Origin of the sequence: Flammeovirga sp. OC4 (assembly GCF_000812565.1) — a bacterium.
Classification (GTDB): Bacteria; Bacteroidota; Bacteroidia; order Cytophagales; family Flammeovirgaceae; genus Flammeovirga.
This window is the reverse complement of the sequence record NZ_JTAM01000062.1, coordinates 18031-37598: the sequence shown is the minus strand read 5'-3', so window position 1 is coordinate 37598 and position 19568 is coordinate 18031. Positions and strand designations below refer to the sequence as shown.

General features: G+C 37.6%; 14 protein-coding genes. 4 read left to right on the top strand and 10 right to left on the bottom strand.

Going from position 1 to position 19568, the window contains the following annotated elements:
• Window positions 1–78: 78 nt before the first annotated feature.
• The 9 genes from PL77_RS23295 to PL77_RS23255 all read right to left on the bottom strand — a co-directional run bounded on the left by PL77_RS23295 (window position 79) and on the right by PL77_RS23255 (window position 11519).
• Window positions 79–945 (bottom strand): RnfABCDGE type electron transport complex subunit B, encoded by an 867-nt coding sequence (locus tag PL77_RS23295; RefSeq protein WP_044210853.1) that lies wholly within the window; start codon window positions 943–945, stop codon window positions 79–81.
• Window positions 946–1261: 316 nt separating this feature from the next.
• Window positions 1262–2119: a ferredoxin--NADP(+) reductase gene (locus PL77_RS23290; RefSeq protein WP_044210851.1), complete on the bottom strand. Its 858-nt coding sequence runs from the start codon at window positions 2117–2119 to the stop codon at window positions 1262–1264.
• 18 nt (window positions 2120–2137) lie between these two features.
• Window positions 2138–2332 carry a hypothetical protein gene (locus PL77_RS23285; RefSeq protein ID WP_156152505.1) on the bottom strand — a complete coding sequence of 65 codons (195 nt, stop codon included), beginning with the start codon at window positions 2330–2332 and terminating at the stop codon, window positions 2138–2140.
• Window positions 2333–2336: 4 nt separating this feature from the next.
• The gene (locus PL77_RS23280) at window positions 2337–2918 is read right to left on the bottom strand and encodes an electron transport complex protein RnfA (RefSeq protein ID WP_044210847.1); all 582 of its coding nucleotides are present in this window, start codon (window positions 2916–2918) and stop codon (window positions 2337–2339) included.
• Entirely contained in the window at window positions 2915–3553 is a 639-nt protein-coding gene (gene rsxE / locus PL77_RS23275) for an electron transport complex subunit RsxE (RefSeq protein ID WP_044210845.1), read from the bottom strand. Before rsxE ends, PL77_RS23280 begins: the two co-directional genes overlap by 4 nt.
• A 2-nt stretch (window positions 3554–3555) precedes the next feature.
• Window positions 3556–4239: an FMN-binding protein gene (locus PL77_RS23270; protein WP_044210843.1), complete on the bottom strand. Its 684-nt coding sequence runs from the start codon at window positions 4237–4239 to the stop codon at window positions 3556–3558.
• A complete protein-coding gene (locus PL77_RS23265; RefSeq protein ID WP_044210841.1) occupies window positions 4236–5252 on the bottom strand; it encodes an RnfABCDGE type electron transport complex subunit D in 1017 nt (338 codons plus the stop codon). Before PL77_RS23265 ends, PL77_RS23270 begins: the two co-directional genes overlap by 4 nt.
• Window positions 5245–6588: an electron transport complex subunit RsxC gene (rsxC, locus tag PL77_RS23260; protein ID WP_216595935.1), complete on the bottom strand. Its 1344-nt coding sequence runs from the start codon at window positions 6586–6588 to the stop codon at window positions 5245–5247. Before rsxC ends, PL77_RS23265 begins: the two co-directional genes overlap by 8 nt.
• A gap of 17 nt (window positions 6589–6605) precedes the next feature.
• The gene (locus tag PL77_RS23255) at window positions 6606–11519 is read right to left on the bottom strand and encodes a 2-oxoacid:acceptor oxidoreductase family protein (RefSeq protein ID WP_044210872.1); all 4914 of its coding nucleotides are present in this window, start codon (window positions 11517–11519) and stop codon (window positions 6606–6608) included.
• A gap of 871 nt (window positions 11520–12390) precedes the next feature.
• Between PL77_RS23255 and PL77_RS23250 the strand changes: the two genes are divergently transcribed.
• The 3 genes from PL77_RS23250 (at window position 12391) to PL77_RS23240 (ending at window position 13850) form a co-directional block, all read left to right on the top strand.
• Complete coding sequence (locus PL77_RS23250; RefSeq protein ID WP_044210837.1) at window positions 12391–12837, top strand: hypothetical protein; 447 nt, start codon at window positions 12391–12393, stop codon at window positions 12835–12837.
• Between the two features lie 109 nt (window positions 12838–12946).
• On the top strand, window positions 12947–13384 hold the full coding sequence (locus PL77_RS23245) for a GNAT family N-acetyltransferase (protein ID WP_052444667.1): 438 nt from the start codon (window positions 12947–12949) through the stop codon (window positions 13382–13384).
• Between the two features lie 217 nt (window positions 13385–13601).
• On the top strand, window positions 13602–13850 hold the full coding sequence (locus PL77_RS23240; RefSeq protein ID WP_044210836.1) for a hypothetical protein: 249 nt from the start codon (window positions 13602–13604) through the stop codon (window positions 13848–13850).
• Window positions 13851–13870: 20 nt separating this feature from the next.
• Here the strand turns inward: PL77_RS23240 and PL77_RS23235 are convergent, their stop codons facing one another.
• A complete protein-coding gene (locus PL77_RS23235) occupies window positions 13871–14782 on the bottom strand; it encodes a family 16 glycosylhydrolase (protein ID WP_082026698.1) in 912 nt (303 codons plus the stop codon).
• A 195-nt stretch (window positions 14783–14977) separates the two neighbouring features.
• Here PL77_RS23235 and PL77_RS23230 point away from each other — a divergent pair, with 195 nt between their 5' ends.
• On the top strand, window positions 14978–19093 hold the full coding sequence (locus PL77_RS23230; protein ID WP_044210832.1) for an ATP-binding protein: 4116 nt from the start codon (window positions 14978–14980) through the stop codon (window positions 19091–19093).
• Window positions 19094–19568 lie beyond the last annotated feature (475 nt).

Here is a 19568-nt window from a genome sequence, read left to right as displayed (position 1 = left end):
AAAGCAAATGATTAAAGTCCTAAATAATAAGTATCTAGAACTTTGTTAGTAATAGAGTATTGCTGGTTTAAAATACTTTTAGGAAGTTTCCAATCTTCTCTTTCCTTTGCGAATAATCTTTTTACTTTCAGGACCTTTAATGATTCCTTTTTTGTCGTCTAACCAAACAATTGCACCCGTTGGGCATCGTTGAATGGCGTCTTGTGACTTGTGATCTTTACCATAATCGATGGCAGGTAAGTTGTTGATCATCGAGATTAAGTTGCCTTTTCCATCTACAGCACATTTACCACATGCTGAACAACCCACTTGACATTCTTCTAACACTGCATCACCATTTTCAAGGTTTTTACAGTTGACCCATAAACGATGGCTAATAGGATGGATAGAGAACAGGCCTTTCGGACATGCTTCTACACAATCACCACAAGCGGTACACTTGTCTACATCGACGACCGGAAGGGAATGTTCGTTGAGTGAAATCGCATCGAAATCACATGAAACGGCACAATCTCCTAAACCCAAACAACCCCAGAAACAGCCTTTGTCACCTCCTGAAATTAATGAGGAAGCTTGGCAGGTTTTGAGGCCTTCGTATTTTGATCGATTGACAGCAACGTTGGTACCACCACCACAAGCGAGACGAGCCACTTGCTTTTCTTCTTTACCCAAGTCTACACCCAAGTAAGAAGCAATACCCTGCTGACCTTCTTCTGTATTTACTGAACATTTTCCAGGTAATATTTCACCTTTGACAACTGCTTCCGCAAAAGGTTTACACCCTGGAAATCCACAAGCACCACAATTGGCCTGCGGGAGTAGATCGTTGACAACATCAATTCTCGGGTCTTCATAGACATAGAACTTTTTGTTGGCGACAATCAGCATGATGGCGAGTAGGAGTGTCAGTCCTCCCAAAGCCAAAAGTGCAGTTATTATTGTCATATCTTGTTCTTTTTTTAAGTTAAATATGATGTAGTAGCGCCAAAACAAAGTTCTGACGCTACGGACCACCAAGTACACCCCTTAGAGGTGAAAAAAAGTAATTCTTTTGAATACAAGCGTAATGTGAAATTCTCTATCGCAAGTGTTAAGCCGTTAGGCGTCACTTGTGATTAACCATTGGCGAAGTCTCCTGACTTCGAACGGATTGCAAGATTTATTTATTTCGAAGTCAGGAGACTTCGCCAATAAACAGTTCCAAGTGACGTTAGCGCTTAACACTTGAAACATGTAACGCTTGTACAAAATACCCCAGCACCTAGTAAATCACCTCAGCCCACTTCTGACCGGCGATTAACTCTGCCTTACGTACTAACCACGCTTCTTCACTTCCGAGAATTGTAGCAAAAGCCTTGTCTAAATTCTCTTTGATTTTCTCGTGACCAGCAACGTAGATATACGTATTGTTTTGATTCAATAACTTCAATACCTCCTCCGCTTTACTTTCAATTGTGGCATCCAATGTGATCGTATCAGACCATTGACCGTGAGAAGTCACGGCTTGGAATGCTTTGAAAGTAGCTTGATCGTAGTATTGTGTCAAGTCGTCGTTTTGCTCATTCATGTACAACATTTCCAGACCGCTCTTAGCTCCGTAGAATAACCTTACAGCACCTTTCCAGTCTTTCACGTTTTCGTAGATATGTTTTACAAATGCTCTAAACGGAGCGATACCAGTACCCATACCAATCAAAATCATGTTGGCTGTCTTGTCTTTCGGTAATTGGAAAGCCAAATCAAAAGGTCCTGTAATGATTACTTCATCCAATACCTTTCTACTACATAGGAAATTAGAACTTATGCCTTTGTATTGTTCTCCGTTGAACTCATCTACATAGTTACATCTTTTGACTAAAAGTGTGATTCTAGTCTTACCATTCACACGTACTGGAATATCAGAAACGCTGTATAATCTGTGATGGTATTTTTGACCAAAATCGCCTTCTTTTTCCACTAATACGCCAAAGCTTTGATTGACTTTACATTCGAAACTAGGATCTTCTATTTCTAAAATAATTTCCCTAACTTCATCTGCCTTAGACGGTGATACTCTAATACTAAGAATCACTTTGGCCTTATATGTTGTTTCTGTTTTATAATCTGCTAATGAACTCATATCAATATCTTTTTTAATTTAAACATTCGCTTTTTTGAATTGCTTTTTGCAAACTGCTCCACATGAACAGCTTCCACATTGTGATCTATGCTTCAGCACGTCTTCGTCGTTCAGTTCTTCTTTGAAAAGTTGTCCCCAAAGCGATTGAACTACGATCCATGCCACTAAAATGACAACGAGAATTAAGAGTGCTGTGAAATATTTAATTAGCATAGTATTACCCATTTAGTCCTGAAAATCCCATAAATGTGAGTGACAAAATACCACCGATCAACAGCGTTAAAACTGTTCCTTTGACCACATTGGGTACTTCAGCAAATTCCATTTGTTCACGTAATCCGGCCATTAGTAATAAGGCGATTGTAAATCCAGCTCCTGCTCCTAAAGCGTAGAATACACTTTGAAGAAGATCATACCCTTTGTTGGTTTGGAATAATACAAGTCCTAAAATGGCGCAGTTTGTTGTGATCAAGGGTAAGAAAATACCCAACGCTTGGAAGAGGGAAGGACTCATCTTTTTGATGATCATTTCCACCAATTGTACCGTTGAGGCAATTACCACAATGTAGCTGATCAATTGGAGGAAGGGTGCGTCGATAAATACAAGTAAACTATGAATGCCGTATCCACAAACTGCACTTATCAGCATAACGAATGTCACCGCTCCCCCCATTTTTGTCGCCGTATCCACCTTTCCAGAAACTCCAAGGAAAGGACAAATTCCAAGAAAATACGCTAAAACAAAATTATTGATTAGACAGGCATTTAAGAAAATGCCCCATAAAGGTTCGTTGTTCATGATGATATCTTTTTAGATTTGAAAACGTTGAAAATCAAAAGCCAAAAAGCTAGTGTAAAGAATCCTCCTGCAGGTAGAATCATCACGATCCAGTCTTGAAACTGATCGGGGAATACCTGAAAACCGAAGAGACTTTTACTGCCTAGTAATTCTCTCACCACGCCCAAGCACAATAGACCAAAAGTAAAACCTACGCCCATACCCAAGGCATCCATGATGGATTTACCGATGGTATTTTTAGAGGCAAATGCTTCCGCTCTACTCAAAATCAAGCAATTCACTACAATCAAGGAGATAAACGCACCCAAACTTTTGTGTAGCTCTACACTGATGGCTTGGATTACATAATCGATGATTGTTACGAAAGTGGCGATAATTAATATATATGAGGAAATCCTTACTTGTTTTGGAATAAAATTACGTAATGCGGAGATTAAAATATTCGACATTAGTAATACAAAGGCAGTGGCTAAACCCATCGCGAGGGCGTTGCTTGCCGTGTTGGTTACAGCCAAAACAGGACACATTCCTAAGACCTGTACGAATACAGGATTCTCTTTCCATAATCCTTTAATAAACTCATCCGTGGATAAGTCTTTCTTTTTCGGAGGTTCTTTTTCCAATACTGTACTCATCGTTATTGTATTTTAAATTCCGAAATATTACGCTGTATAATTGGAAGCATTTCTGAAGTACTTTCATTCAGAATATTTCCAATGGCTCTTGATGAAATAGTAGCACCTGTGATGCCGTCTACTTCCCATAAGTTGTTCTTTTCTCCACTTTTTACGGTGGCAACAGGGTTGACCAATTGTGATTTGTCAGCATTCAGCTTTACATCCATCGCTTCGAAGTTGGCAAGGAAAACTTCATCTTTTTCGATTTTATCTCCCAAACCTGGCGTCTCTTTACTTTCCAGTACATAGAAACCCACTATCTCTTCTTTCTGAGGATTGTAACCATACAATACCTTGATCACATCAGCATACCCTTGACCAGCTCCTTGGATTGCTATTCCTGCCAATTCACCTTGACCTGTAAATCCGGCATAGACTACAGTAGCTTCTTTTTGGTTTTCAGCAAGAGGCTGGAAATGCCCCTCTTTGTCCAAATAAAAAGCTCTTGTTTTCTCGATGCCTGGAAGTACTTTGAAGATGGCATTTTGCAATGCTTCTTGTTTTAGAAAAGCAATTCTTTCGGCGGTTCCTTCATAAGTCAGTACAATCAATAAAGCACACAAGGCTCCTATACCGACCATCGCCGTCAACATCTTCTTACTGTTGGATGTTGGTTGCTCCTGTTGTTCTATAGTTGCACTCATGACTTTTTCTTTTTAGATGTACCGTAAACTCTAGGTTTTAGCCATTGATCCAGTTGTGGTGACAATGCATTGCCGAGTAAGATGGCGTACATTACCCCTTCAGGGAGTCCACCCCATATACGGATGACAACGACTAAGATTCCTATAAAAGCACCGTAAACTATGATTCCTTTGGTGGTCAATGGAGATCCTACCATGTCCGTTGCCATAAAACAAGCACCTAACATTAATCCTCCAGAGAATAACATAAACAATGGAGAAGGGTAGAGTTCTGCATTAAACAAATGCAAGGCACCACTCAGAACGATTACTGAAGTCAGAATACTTGCGGTAATCTTCCAGTTCGCCATTTTTCTCACCATCAAATACACACCACCTGCAAGGATCAAAAAGCTACTTGTTTCGCCTAGTGAACCTCCAATCATACCAAAGGCAAGATCGAATGAAGGGGTAATATGATGATCGAATTTAAAAGCGGATAATGGTGTCGCTCCCGATGTGATATCGTATACAGGTTCCATAAATGGCAGAGCCAAAACGGATGATGGAATACTTGTAAAACGATCAGCGGATAAAGCATCTGTCCATGTGGTTATCGCTACTGGGAAAGCCGCTTGCAGCACCGCACGTCCTACTAAAGCTGGATTGAAAACATTGTATCCTAATCCTCCAAAAACAAACTTTCCTAAGCCAATAGCAATGAAGCCTCCACAAGCTACCATCCACAACGGGAAAGCAGGAGGGAGGGTCATCCCCAACAGTAAACCTGTGATCACTGCAGAATAATCCGAAGTAGTCACTTTTCTTCCTGAAACTTTACACAAAGCATACTCTGTGATCAAACAAGAGGCTACTGCGGTACCCAAGACTAATAAGGCTGATAAACCAAAAGTGAAAACGGAAAATAAGGCTGCCGGAATTAAGGCATACACAACATTTTTCATTATCACTTGCGTACTATTCCCCTTCACGATGTGGGGAGAAGTACTGATATGTAATGTTTTATTAAGCATGTTGTTTCGCAGATTTTCGTTTTCTAACGATTGATTTTGACAATCTGAAATATTGCACCAGCGGGATATGTGAAGGGCAAACGAATGAACATGAACCACACTCGAAGCAGTCCAATAAGTTTTGTTCCTCCGCCATTCTATCATAGGCTTTGAATTTTGCCATTAAACCCATTCTTGATGGATTCAATGATAAAGGACAAGCCTCCACACAAGCACCACATTTGATGCAAGGGTGTTCTTCATTTCTGGAAACCACGTCTTCATCATTGAAAACAAGAATGCCAGAAGTTCCTTTTACAATTGAAATATCAAGGTTGGAAACGGCCATACCCATCATTGGGCCACCCATATACACCTCACTGATGTTGTCACTAACTCCCACTTGATCCAAAACGTAGCGTAAAGGAGTTCCCATTGGAATCAGGTAATTTCCTTTGTTTTTCACTCCTGGACCTGTGATCGTGACCACTCTTTCTTGGATGCCCCAACCATGCGGAAGAAGACGTCCAATCTCTGCAGCTGTTGCCACATTGACCACTACTGCACCTACATCAATAGGCAGACCACCAGAAGGCACTTCAACCCCCATAATGGATGTGATCAACATTTTTTCAGCACCTTGAGGATATTTTACAGGAACGACTTTCACTTCGATAGGAAGGTCTTCTGGAATATGACGTTCCAAATGTTCCGCAGCATCCATTTTGTTGGCTTCAATACCGATGATCGCTTTCGGTGCACCCGTTGCTTTCATCAAGTATTTAATACCATGAATGACATCCTCAGTCTGTTCTAACATTACTCTATGATCGGTGGTGAGATAAGGCTCACATTCGATACCGTTGATCAAGAGTACTTCACAATTCTTATCATCAGGCACTTTCAATTTGACGTGAGTCGGGAACGCCGCTCCACCCAAACCAACAATACCTGCATCTTGAATACCTTTCAAAATCTCATCTGCACTTGCCGTCTCAATATCGAGGGGCATTCCTTCGGCTACTTCTTGACCAGAAAAAGGGAATACCTCCAGGAAGATTCCTGGAGACATTTTTCCTGAGATGGTAGGGACATTCGCAATCTTACGGATGATCCCTGCAGCAGGAGCGTGAATCGGCACTGATACATAGCCCGTAGACTTTGCGAGCAGTTGACCTCTTTCCACTTCCTGACCCTCTCTTACTACAATTTCTGAAGGAGACCCAATGTGCTGTGCCATGGGTATAATTAGCACCGGAGCGAAATCAAATTGACGAATCGGCAGGTGATTGGTCTCTTCTTTGTACTCCGGTGGATGAACCCCATGTTTGAACGTATCCTTATGAATATTCAACATTTTCATAGGTTCAATCTTTAATTAAATTTCTCTCCTCTTTTAATCCATTTTTCCACGTCTTTCTCCGCCATGTTGGCTGGTGTACCAGGGTGAATTACGCCAGCAGTACATTTTTCTGCCGCTTTCACAATGTCTTGGTACGTACCGCCGTCAGAGTTTTTGACAAAGGCTTTTTTATCTGAATTATAGCTGAAAATTTTGCTATTGATTTTAATACACTCATCGCAAGAAGTACATTCTTCTGTCTCTAACCATGGTGCGATATAATCCGCATTTTGTTCAGCAGCTGGCGACTCAGGGGATGATGCAGTGTCGGAAGAGGCAGTTGAGTTTACCAAACTGTCCATATTCATATTACCTCCACCGGCTAATTTCATCAAACCCTGAGCAATGTTTCCAACCACTTCAGCTTTGATTTTCTCTTCGATATTTTCTTCAGGTTGTTCTTTCACACCTGCAAGACCTTTCAGCATGATCCAGAAGTCTCTTCTTTCTTCACAAGACTCTACAATCGGATCAGCCACTAACACTCTGTTCAAGTGTTGTTTTCTATCTACAGCCCAGATGAATGGATATTTACCTTCTCTATCATCTGCGTCCATTTCAAGGTACTCACTGATCACTACCATATCCTCATTCCAAGCATCACGAGGAACTTGTCTGAAGTGCTTTCTGAAACGAGCTTCAGTCAAGGCAAAGTCCGCAAATGTCATATCCAATTCCATTTCCTTCTCTTGCTCATTCTCGATGTACTTCAATGTGTATGAAGGCCAGTTTTTCTCCATATCAGGGTTACCCGCTAAGTCGAAGTTCTCTTCTGTAGTTTTGCCCATTTCAGGGTTGTACTTGAAGATTGGGTAAGAACGAGACTCTAACGCCAATTTCGCTTGGTGTGCTCCTAAATCATCCGCTACACCATGCTCTGGCTGACATGTTGTATACAAGTTGAATAAGGCAGGGCGTTTCGCTTGAAGACCGTCAATAAATCCTTCGATCATCTGCGTAGTATTCGCTAATGTACCTTGTAATACGTATGTATTTCTGTGTGCCATTGCCAATAAACCGATCTCCTTACGAGGCTCTGATTTACCTTTCCAAACCTTACCGTACTGCGCCATATCTGATACTTGACCGATAAAGCCTGAAGTACATGCTTGACCACCTGTGTTAGAGTATACTTGCGTATCTACAACGATTACTTTGATTGGTTTACCCGAAGCCATCATTCTTGATAGGTTTTGGAAACCGATATCGTACATAGAACCGTCACCACCAAGTGCCACTACAGGAGGGCAAAGGTGCCACTCATCGTCTGAGAATTGCTCCCAGTTGAAGTAAGTGAAGAAGTCGTCATGTTCAGCTGGATTGTACTCTCCGCTTAATTCCAATTCCGCTTTACGGATTGCTTTAAATCCTTCTGCCATTTTCACCATGTGTCCTTCAAATACACCCATTGCTAATGATGTAGAATCTTGGAATAAGTGGTTGGCCCATGGGAATGGATAAGGGTTGTAAGGATAAGTACTACCCCAAACTGATGTACAACCTGTGGCGTTACAAATACCCATATTCGAACGACCTTCACCTGTTGTACCTTGAGTATATTTCCATTTCAGTTGCTTCAATTGAGCAATCAGCTGACTAGTATTTCTTAGCCATTCTTGATCAATTGGCTCACTGCCTTTTTCTTCTTCAAATCGGTTGGTGATATCTGCCATTGTCAAATCTTTGTCCTGCATTTCAGTGACAATTTTCGACATCATATCTGTATCATTCAGATTGACAGTACCGACAAGTTTCGTTTGAAGATGTTTCTCCATCTTACCGATCAACTCGTCTAAGTATTTCACATGCTTCTCAACTCTTGGATTCATTAATGACTCCACTGTTGCAGTAAATAAGTGAACTACTGTTTTCTCCGAACAACCTAAACAAGCACCGTCACCTGATGCAAATGCACCGTAAGCGTCCTTGTTCAATAACAATGTTTCTAGAGGTCCGATTTTCTCCTCCAGATCATCAATTCTGTTGTACTTCTCAGGAGTAGTAGGAAGATCTTCCCATAGATCCCACTCACTGCGTAGTTTGGCAACAGCACCTTCTGTTTGAATGACAGTCTTAAGGGCATCATCATTACAAACTTTCACACATTCCATACAACCTTTACAAGTTGCAGGGTTCAATGTGATACTGAATAGACCACCACTGTTTTTCTGTTTTTTCTCGTTCAGATGGTAGTAAGGTCTTGTCAATGCAAATTTGAAGTCCCCTAATTCTTCTTTGAACCATCCTAATTCTTCCACTAATTTCGCTTCCGTATCAGGGTTAGCAATTGCCTCATCAATTACTTGATGGATTTGCTGGTTCACTGAGATTTTCTCATCATTATCTCCGTTAAATAAACCTCTGATTTGGCTTTCCATCTTACGGATCGCTCTTGGAAGTTCAGTTACTTCGAAATGATTTTTCTTCACTCTCTTCACTACAGTATCTAGTACCGATGAAAGCTCAGAAACTAAACCTGGAAGTGCTGTATCAGGACAAACTGTATAACAGTCACCACAAGCGGTACAATTTTCAGGCACCCACTCTGGATATTCAAAACGAATACCAGTCATGTCTCTGAATAGGGAAGTCGTCGCAGGCATCAAACTCAATCCGATAAATGGATCTGTTAAGTTATCATTACCCATACCTCTTTGGTAGAAGTTACCTGTTTGCTCCCAGAAACGGTGCACATCACTCAATTTCGACTCACTGACAGGACGTTCTTTTAACATCTTCGGTACTGTAACCGCACCCGCATCTTTCTTCTGAGATGTCGTTGTTAATTCCTTGTTAGTGATCTCATGAATTTCAGTGAAACCTCTCTTCACCACACGCATGTTGTCATCCACCACACGTTGTCCTTTGGCTCCGAATTTATATTGTAATTGGTCTTCGATGGCTTTCAATAAAGTCTCATCTGTCAGACCTGCTTTTTCTTTTAATGGAGAAGCCGAGAAGAATGCCCCTTGGAAGGCGATACCTTGCATACGAAGCTGTAATTCTGGATCTGTAGCTTCCTCTCTTGCGATCTTAAATCCATCGATATACCAGATATGAATATCGTTTTGGATGATCAGTTTTTGATACTGTTTTGGAATATCAGCCCATACCTCTTCAGGTGTTTCTTTTTCACTTTGAATAATGAAATGACCGCCTTTTTTCAAACCTGCTAACGCATTTGTGTGTTTGAATACGTTAGGGTCTGGAGAAAGCACCACATCCACGAAGTAATATTCGCAGTTGATACGAATTGGCTCTGGTGCTGCTGCTAAGTAATAGGTAGTAGGCTGACCTTTTTTCTCTGATCCATATTTAGGGTTGGCTTTGATATCATAACCCAATAGATCGAATAATGTCATGGCTAAGTTCTTACCTGTAGTAATGGCACCCCAACCACCAACAGAGTGGAAACGAACCGTTACCGCACCATCAGGCATTAAGTTAGGATTTTCAGAACCTCTAACTGCCAAGTCTTGAATATTTGGATAAGCCTTTTGGATGCTTTCCTGATATGCTCTTTGTTTTGGAGAAAGTGGATTTTCCTTTAAGAAATCAATCGACAAGTAGAACATCTTCTTCTGAGCACCGTCAGGCAACATGTTTTCTACCGCACCGATAATTCCTTCAGGTTGTAAATCTCTACTACCCATACCAAATGATCCTGAGTACAATACAGGGAAGTCCTCTGGCTTCGTATAGCTTGCCAACGTAGGATAAGGAACATTCTTACGGTGTGCACCATTCTCGATACACTTCGTAACCACTGATCTGATCTCTCTCATGATCGGAAGATCTTCTGCCAATGGCTGATCCAAACGTTCTAAAACAACTACACCTTTTCTACCCTTCAAGATATGGCCTAACATATCCGCAGGGAATGGTCTAAACATCACTAAATCAACAACACCAATCTTAAGACCTCTTGTTTCTCTTAAATAATCAACTACAACTTCTGCCGAAGAAACCACACTACCTTGACCTAAGATCAAGTAATCCGCATCTTCGATTTTGTAAGTCATTACTCTTTCATACAGACGACCCGTCAATTCAGCAAAATCTTTGAATGCTTGGTCTGTAATTTCTTGAATATGATCAAAGAAGAATGGACGCTGTGCTGCAACACTCTGCATATAAGCATCTTGGTTTTGTACCAAACCTGCCATCAATGGATTATCCACATCCCAGATTTCAGGAATTCTTCTTCTCTTATCTCCATAAATAAGGCGTTGTGCCTCAGTAGGAGTATCTATAATATCGTCTGGTCTACCTAAGTACTCTTTGATCAGTTCTCTTTCTGGAAGGCTCAGCGACTCAATAAGGTGAGTCGTCAAGAAACCATCCTGAGCAATGATACCAGGAGTCAGTGCCAGCTCGGCAATTTTATGGGAAATAATATTTAAATCAGCAACGTGTTGTGCCTTTTTGGCAAACAACTGGAAGAACCCAGTATCGTCTACTGCATGATAATCATCGTGTCCTGCATGTACATTAAGCGTAGACTTTGTCATGGCACGAGCACCGATGTTCAATACATACGTTAAACGCTTACCTACCGCCGCATAAAGCGATTCGTGCATGTAAGCGATACCTTGTCCAGAAGAGAAGTTGGTGGCACGCTGTCCGGTCATCGATAGACCCGCTGTAACAGCTGCTGCAGCATGTTCACCTTCCGGCTCAATAAAAATTAATGGCTTATCAGAAATGTTTAAATGTCCTCTGGCAGCTTCTTCTGCCCAATATTCACCCATTTGAGTAGATGGGGTAATCGGATACGCACCTGCTGCATCTGTAGACTCTCTTTCACACATGATGGCAACTGTATTACCATCCATTGCTACACGCTTTCCAGGGTATTTCGCTTTAGAAGATTTGTGGTCCTTCATCGTCGTTGATTTAGTCTTAATTGTATATTTTTTCGTTTTCTTTAGGGTGTACACATCCATCCTCAAAAAGTCATTTTTTTTGAAGTCAATAAGAAAGTGTTGGTGGTATATTCCACTTTCTATGCTTTAAAGAATATGCACACGATGAACCTTAGTTCTGTAAGAGGAAAATCCTCAGAATATTAAAGATGTTCCAAGTAGTAGTTGTTTTTTATAGGCTTAACTCGATAAGCATTGAAATACACATTCAACAACTTATCAATTTCCTTTAAGAGTAACCTTAATGATTAATGCACTCTAATTTGGCAGAAAATGGCTTACTTCGATTATTTAAAATTGGACTGCCACAAGAGTTAGTAAGAACGGGTCTTCATTTCATACTTTGCTTTTCTATGAAGACTTTGGATTGGTTACGGCTCAAAAGTTAGTGCTAAGACATCCCTTTTATGGAACACTTTTTATCAATTGTATACATCTAGAGTTATAAAAACGCTAATGTGGCTTTAAATTGATCATCATTGCATTGGTGGTTATTGGTCCTCAGAACATGTTCAAAATCAATTGAAAATGCCCTTAATTACTTTTCATTCACTAATGTAGGTTAACACGATGGGTTGCGACATGATCGTCCTCAATAGAAAACATGACGAAAGTCAGTTTTGTGATAAAAAAATGCATTTATGACACTTCTAGCCTATTTTTTATGACTTATGTTATTTAATTATAAATGTCGTTATAACACTAATTTAAAATTAATACAAATAAGATTAAACGTGTCGGAAATACACTAAATAGCGAAATTTCGCCTTGCTTTCATCATAATACTTTTTAAATTGCAGTATGCTTACTTCACCAACAAACGCAATACCCGATGATACAAAAACAATCACACCAAAAAGAGATCCAGGAGTTGCTTAGCTTCTGTAAGAATGCTCAAAATAATGTAGAGCAGTATCTTCGTACTGATAGTTACTACAATAGAAGTATGATGTTAATTACGTTTGAACATTTGTTTATTCATCTTGAAGATTATCTCGTTGATACTTTTCAAGAATTTGATAGGCAAAGTTATGTGGACTGTACACCTTCTACAATGCCTGTCTATGATTATGATGGGAAGTTGTTTACGTTGGAATGTGCATCGGAGTGGGTAGGCTGTAAGATCTTTGGAGATGCTGAGGAGATTGAGCAATTATTGATACATAATGATATTGTTGATTGGAAGATTGTTCAAAACAACTTGAGAAAAACGAGAGCATTGGTAAAAGGTCTACGTCAAGATAAAAACAAAATGCCTACAAAAAGAAACAGAATATAAATCGCAGTTTTTTGAAACTAAAATTTTAGAAAGCCACCTTAGAAGTTAAGGTGGTTTTTTATTTGCATGAATATTTATTACTCCGATAACTAAGCTTTCCAATATTTAGATGAACTTAAGATATATCAATAACACTCAACATACCTTTTACAGTGAGGCAAAACAAATTCGTATCAAATGCTTTTTTGAAGGACTTGAAAATGCAGAACACTTCATAAATGATCCATTTGAACAAGATGGTTTTCATTTGGTTTGCCTGAATGATCAAGAAAAAGTAATTGGAACGGGGAGGTTAAACATCGTAGATAAAACGGGTATTATTTCTCAGATGGCTATTGCTCCTGAAAATCAAAATCAAGGGATAGGTAAAATAATACTGCATAAATTGATTGAAAAAAGTAAAATGTTAGATGTTGATCAAATTAAACTGAGTGCAAGGTTGACTGCTCAGTCATTTTATGTGAAAAAAGGATTTAAACCTCTTGGTAATGTTTATCCTTCTAAAAAAACAGAAATTATGCATATCGATATGATTTTGATGCTCTAGATGAACTTTGTGTTAAAATGTATTTCAACCGGTTTAAAAGTTTAATTTAGTGATAATTATCATCAAAAAAATATCAAGGTTTGGATATATTGCATAAGCTTTAAAAATCCAATTACGAATGAAAACTAACTAAAGTTTTCACCTTAATAACCCCTACTAAAACAGTTCCGCTTACATATATGGGATGTAAGTAATCACACATAAAACTTTTACTCAAATGTATAATTCAAATCTAAAAGTCAAAAAACTATTAATTGGCCTATGCCTTAACGAAGGAAGAACTATCGAAGAAGTTGCACAACACTTAGGTTTATCCTCTAACCAAGACGAAATTAAAGAAATTGTGGATATCCTTGAAGATGAAGGATTGATTCAAAACACCTGTTTAGGGTACAAAAACACAACAACAGAACTTACCGCGAAAGGTTCTAAAGAAGCTTCGACCTTATTGGAGGTTGCTTATTAGGAAAGAAATTTAAACTGCCCTTAGTTTTTTACTAAAGGGCTTTTTTTGTGGTGCTCTTTTCTCCAGATTCGTATGTAATCAATCACAAATAAGGAGGGAAGTTCATTTTCTTTTGGTAACCCGTATTCCTTAGCCAAACTAGCATTTACCCATATTTCGAATGGCTCTTTTGAGATTGGCCAATCGATTTCAAATTGTGTATTCTTCATAGAATATATTTCTTGGCCATCCAAGAATAATTTTAAGTAGTGCCTTCCCCATTCAAAACCGTAAACATGAAAAGCATTGGTAAGGTTTCCTTTATTCAGTAGAGGAATGCTCAATAGCTTTGTGCGGTGTAAAGGAGAAGTGGAATTGATGGAATAATAACTAAAAAGAAATGGAGTTCTCTCCATATATTGATAAAAACGAGGCTTACCTACAATATCAAATAGGTGAAGTTCAAACAATGAATTTCGAATACCAAAACTACTTTTAATACTAGAGTTAGCAACTTTTGCTTTGATCTCTATGTAGCCCTCCTTGATTTTATTTTTGCTGACTATGCCTCCTGTAGTCACATTCTCATATATTTTTCCGTTATACTTTTCTTTAGAAAACTTGGAGTTCGGTTGCCATTTTGAGGAAATGATCAGTTGTTCTTTGGACAGTTGAATATTCTTACTAAAAAACTGCGATGGTGCATCTCCTTTCCAGAGGTGATAATTATTGTTACTTCCTTGTACAAACCATTTTGCAGTATCTATTATCCCATTTTGAAATTCATCACTATTTCGGTTATCTAATGTCCATTCATTGGCTGTAGGGTGTGTGGAATAAGGGACAATTTTTTGATATTCATCCTCTATTTCAACATTCGCTTTTTGTGGTAATTGCTTTTGGCAAGAAATCATTAAAATAAGTAGTACCGCTATGTTAAAAAATTGCTGCATGTTATATACCTATACATTTGAGATAATTTTGGACTAATTTAACCGCATTTTTCATCATTCAATTCCTTGAAATTACCAAGTTTCTTACCTTCGATTATCTTCTTTCTAAAAGTATTGGTAGAATTATTCAAGACTACCTATCTTTAGATAACCTTGTCGTAATGAAATAATACACCATCATTTTTTTATCATAGAATGAACTATCAGTTTTACTTTTTTAATACCTCAGGAAGATTCTATTTAATATTCTTATTTTGTTTCATCAATAGCTTTTTTGCTCAGGCAAATAATGTAGAAATCAATATCACCAAGCAATTGACTTACAAAGAAGGACTGTCGCATTTTGGTGTGACTTCTTTGGAATTGGACAAAAATGGCTTGCTTTGGGTAGGGACGTTCAAGGGATTAAATATTTATGATGGTTATGAGTTTAAAAGCTATTATTATCAAGACACGCCAGCTCTTTTAAGTAATCGAATAACTACGCTCTATAAGGACCATCAAAACAATATTTTAGTCGGAACTGAAAAAGGTCTTTCTATATATAGAGAACATCTCGATAAGTTTGACTCATTATTTTTAACCGAAAATGTCATTAAGAGGAGAGAAGCTACATCCATTACAGATATAGTGGAAACGAGTGATTATATCGTTTGTAATACCTCAAATGGTTGGTTGATTGTGATGGATAAAGAGAATTATAAGGTGATCGATCAACTTTTTACGTTACCTCAATACAGCAATAACTTCAAAGCCTTTCATATCTCTAATTTTGTAGACAACCAACTATTAATTGCTTCCAACAGAGGATTACTGACCTATGATATTGATAAAAAAACTTTTAGAAATAACAGTTACGAACATTTCAACTACTGTGTAGATGTTACTTTTGATGGTCACAAAACAATCTATGCCTTAAGTTATACAGATGTTTACATTTACCATTATGACAAGCAATCGAATACGATAAAGTACGTGACAACGATTCTTGAAGATGAATATTATTCTGAAGTTGAAATAGGATTGAATGGAGAATTATGGTTGTTGAAAAATAACAATACTATAGCACTTATTACCGAACCTAACTATTATAAAAACATTCATCAAAATATTATTTATTATAATTTTATGGATGATTTTACTCGTTTAAGTAGTATTAAATTGAGTAAATACGGAGGGTGGTTAGGAAGTTTTAATCAAGGTGTTTTTCGAGTCAAAACGGATAAACCTTTCTTTCAATATACAGGTTTGAAGGAAAAATATAAGGAAAATAAATCAAGTCAAGTCATCAATATTGTACCTTATGCTACTAATAAAGTTTATGTGACGCTCAATGCAAATGACAATAAATTATTTGACCTGAATGATTTATCTATTAAAAATATAAAACATCCTAAGATTAATAATCAATTGATATCTAAAGTATTAGTGGATAGTCATAATAGTATTTGGGGTGGAAGTAGAAGGAAAGGAATATTCCGAAAGAAGAATATCAATGCAAATTGGGAACAGCTTCAAATAAAAAATAATCCAGATTTTATATTTGAAGGGGCTCAGACCATTATTGAAGATGGCCATGGAGATATTTGGTTGGCAGGGTTGAATGCACTTTATAAGTTTTGTTTGGATAATAAAGGCGAAATTAAAAAAGTAGATCAACTCAATCAATTGGATAATTTGGAGTATGATACCAATTTGGGCATTAATGTAATGTATTATGATGAGCTGGAAGATTGCATTTGGATAGGAACAAATGGAAATGGATTATATCAAGTTTTATTGAATGATAATCATACACTCACTGCTCAGGATTGTAGAAAAGTAAAGATGTCGGCTTCATGTCCATTACAAGGCTCCATAATTACATGTATCAAAAGATTACCCAATCAAGAACTTTGGGTTGGTGTTTTGGAAGGTGGTATTTCTAAGGTATCGAAAGATGGAGATGCCTATTGTTTTGAGACATATACAGAAAAAGATGGTTTGGATGATAATGATGTGATGACTTTTGAGTTTGATGTGTTCAATCGATTATGGATTGCTACTAATAAAGGAATCAATCAGTTTGATCCCACTACCAAAACCTTCGTCAATTATACAACCAGTGATGGTATCGTTCCTGCATCTTTTGAGGTGGTGTCTACTAAATTACAAAATGGTTTGATGGTCTTTGGTGGCAATAATGGGTTATGCTATTTTGATCCCAATCAGATTTCGACCAAAATTGATGACCCAGCATTATTATTCGGCGAGCTAAGGATTCACAATAAGAAAATAGAAGTGGAGGAGAAAGAGGGAGCAGTGTTGACCAAAGTTTTGAATGAAACCTCTAAAATAACACTTGACCATGATCAGAATTCACTGTCATTTGAGTTGATTTCTTTGCATTATGAAAATGCGAATACTTATGGTTTGAGGTACAGGTTACTTCCTAAAGAAGAGAATTGGAATACTATCACCTCCAATAATAAAATTGCTTCTTATAATTTATTACCTGCGGGTGAATATACTTTTGAGGTACAGGCTTCTAATTCCAAAAATGAATGGTCAGAAAGTCGGACTATCAAAATACAAATCCTTGAAGCTTGGTGGAAAACACTTTGGGCGAAAGTGATTTATCTCTGTTTATTTTTGATTGGGATCATTATCGTAATGATCGTAATTATTCGAATTAAATCATTGAGCTATAAATTAAAACTAGAGCATTTAGAAAAAAATAAATTGAAAGATCTAGATGCTGCACGTTTGAAGCTGTTTATGAATATCTCTCATGAATTCAGAACACCGCTCACTTTGATCAATGGTCCTATAGCTTTATTGAAGAGCATGTTTGAAAATAATCAGGATGCATTTGAGCATATTGATTTGGTGCAAAGGCAGTCGAAGAAAATGTTACAGCTAGTGGATCAAGTACATGAAATTAGAAAAGCAGATCAAAACTTGTTGAAACTGAAAAAGAAGCATTTTGATTTTACACACCTTATTACTGATGTAAAAAAGGATTTTGATAAACTGGCTGAAAATTCTAAAAAGACGTTGAAACTCGTTGGTACTGATCATCAATTAATGGTAGATGCGGATGAAAGTAAGTTGGAAATTGTCATCAACAACCTTCTTAATAATGCTTTTAAATTCACGGAGGCAGAAGATACGATTACTATAGCCTATGATTGTAAAGGAGAAACATTGATTTTGAGTGTTGAAGATACTGGACGAGGTATCTCGGAAGAAAATCAAAAAAATATATTTAAGAGATTCTATCAATCAGATAATAAAGATATATACACTGCGGGATCAGGTATTGGTTTGGAACTTTCTAAAATGATTATCGACTTGCATGGTGGGGCAGTTAAAGTTGATAGTGAAATGGGGAAAGGAACGAAATTTACGATTGAGTTACCGATTGATGTGATTGTCAAAGAAGAATTAAGCGACATCAAAGTGGAAGAATCCATCAAAGAAGAATCCCATGATCAACGTCAAAGAACTCTAAATGAAATGGTGGATATTTCGTTCCTTACCAAAGGAAGTAATTCTAAAAATAGTTTGATCTATTATGTAGAAGACAATGTAGATTTGAGAAACTTTGTATCCAATATTCTTTCCCAACATTATAAAGTCAAAACGTTTGATCATGGAAAAGCATGCATGGAGGCATTGGAGAAAGAATGGCCTGACCTTATATTAAGTGATATTCTGATGCCCGTTATGAACGGTTTAGAGCTTTGTGAAATGGTAAAAGGAAACGTAAAGACGAGCCACTTACCCATTGTTTTATTGACCTCAAAATCTTCAAGCGATGAAAAAGTAGAAGGAATGAACGTGGGTGCAGACGCGTACCTGACCAAGCCTTTTGAGATCAAACAGGTTGTAGCCACCATTGAGAATATACTAAAGAGCAGAAAAGTACTTCAAGATAGATTTCAAATGGAAGTACCCCTTCCAATAAAAAGAAAAGAACTCTCCGACTCCGATCAAAAGTTCTTGGAAGACTTTACTAATTTACTCAACGAAAACTTATCCAATGAGAACATAGATCTTCAAGAGTTTTCTAAGGAGTTACTAATGAGTAGAAGTCAATTCTTCAGAAAGATCAAGAGTATTACCAATTCAACACCTAATGATATTATCAGGACTTTTAAATTAAAAAAAGCAGCAGAGTTATTATTGATCAAAGAAAATACGGTCAATGATGTAGTGATAATGACTGGATTCAAAAACAGGACTCACTTTAGTAAATTATTTAAAGACCACTTTGGTGTTAGTCCAGGAAAATATGCCAGTGAAACGAATGATAAACTGTCCAAGTAATACAAAGCAAGCCTACAGAACTATCAGTGGATAGTTGCAGATAATGTTATGAGTGTCAAAGTAACCTCCCGACTTTTAAGTAGGGAGGTTTTATTTCTTATAGAATAAAATATTGAAGTATCTATTATGATCTCTTTGGAGAATAATTCCTGCTCTGAGTTCCTGTAAGTACATTTCAAGTCATTTTTTATAAAACCTGTAAAATCAATGTCGTTTTTAGTGTCACGGATGTAAAACTGCGTATTTGATAGCGAAAAGGCTGTTTTGAGACGCAAAATGACACTAAAAACAACAAATTTGATACGCCTTCAAATCATAATTCAAGGAATAAGTGTGAATTTTACGATGTCAACAATAGAGAATTAATCTATAACAAAGTTGAATGATCTATCTGACATTTTTTACACTAACTGTACCTCTTATAATACTACGGTAGGTACACATGAAATGAATTATTAACGCTCTCTTGATTGAG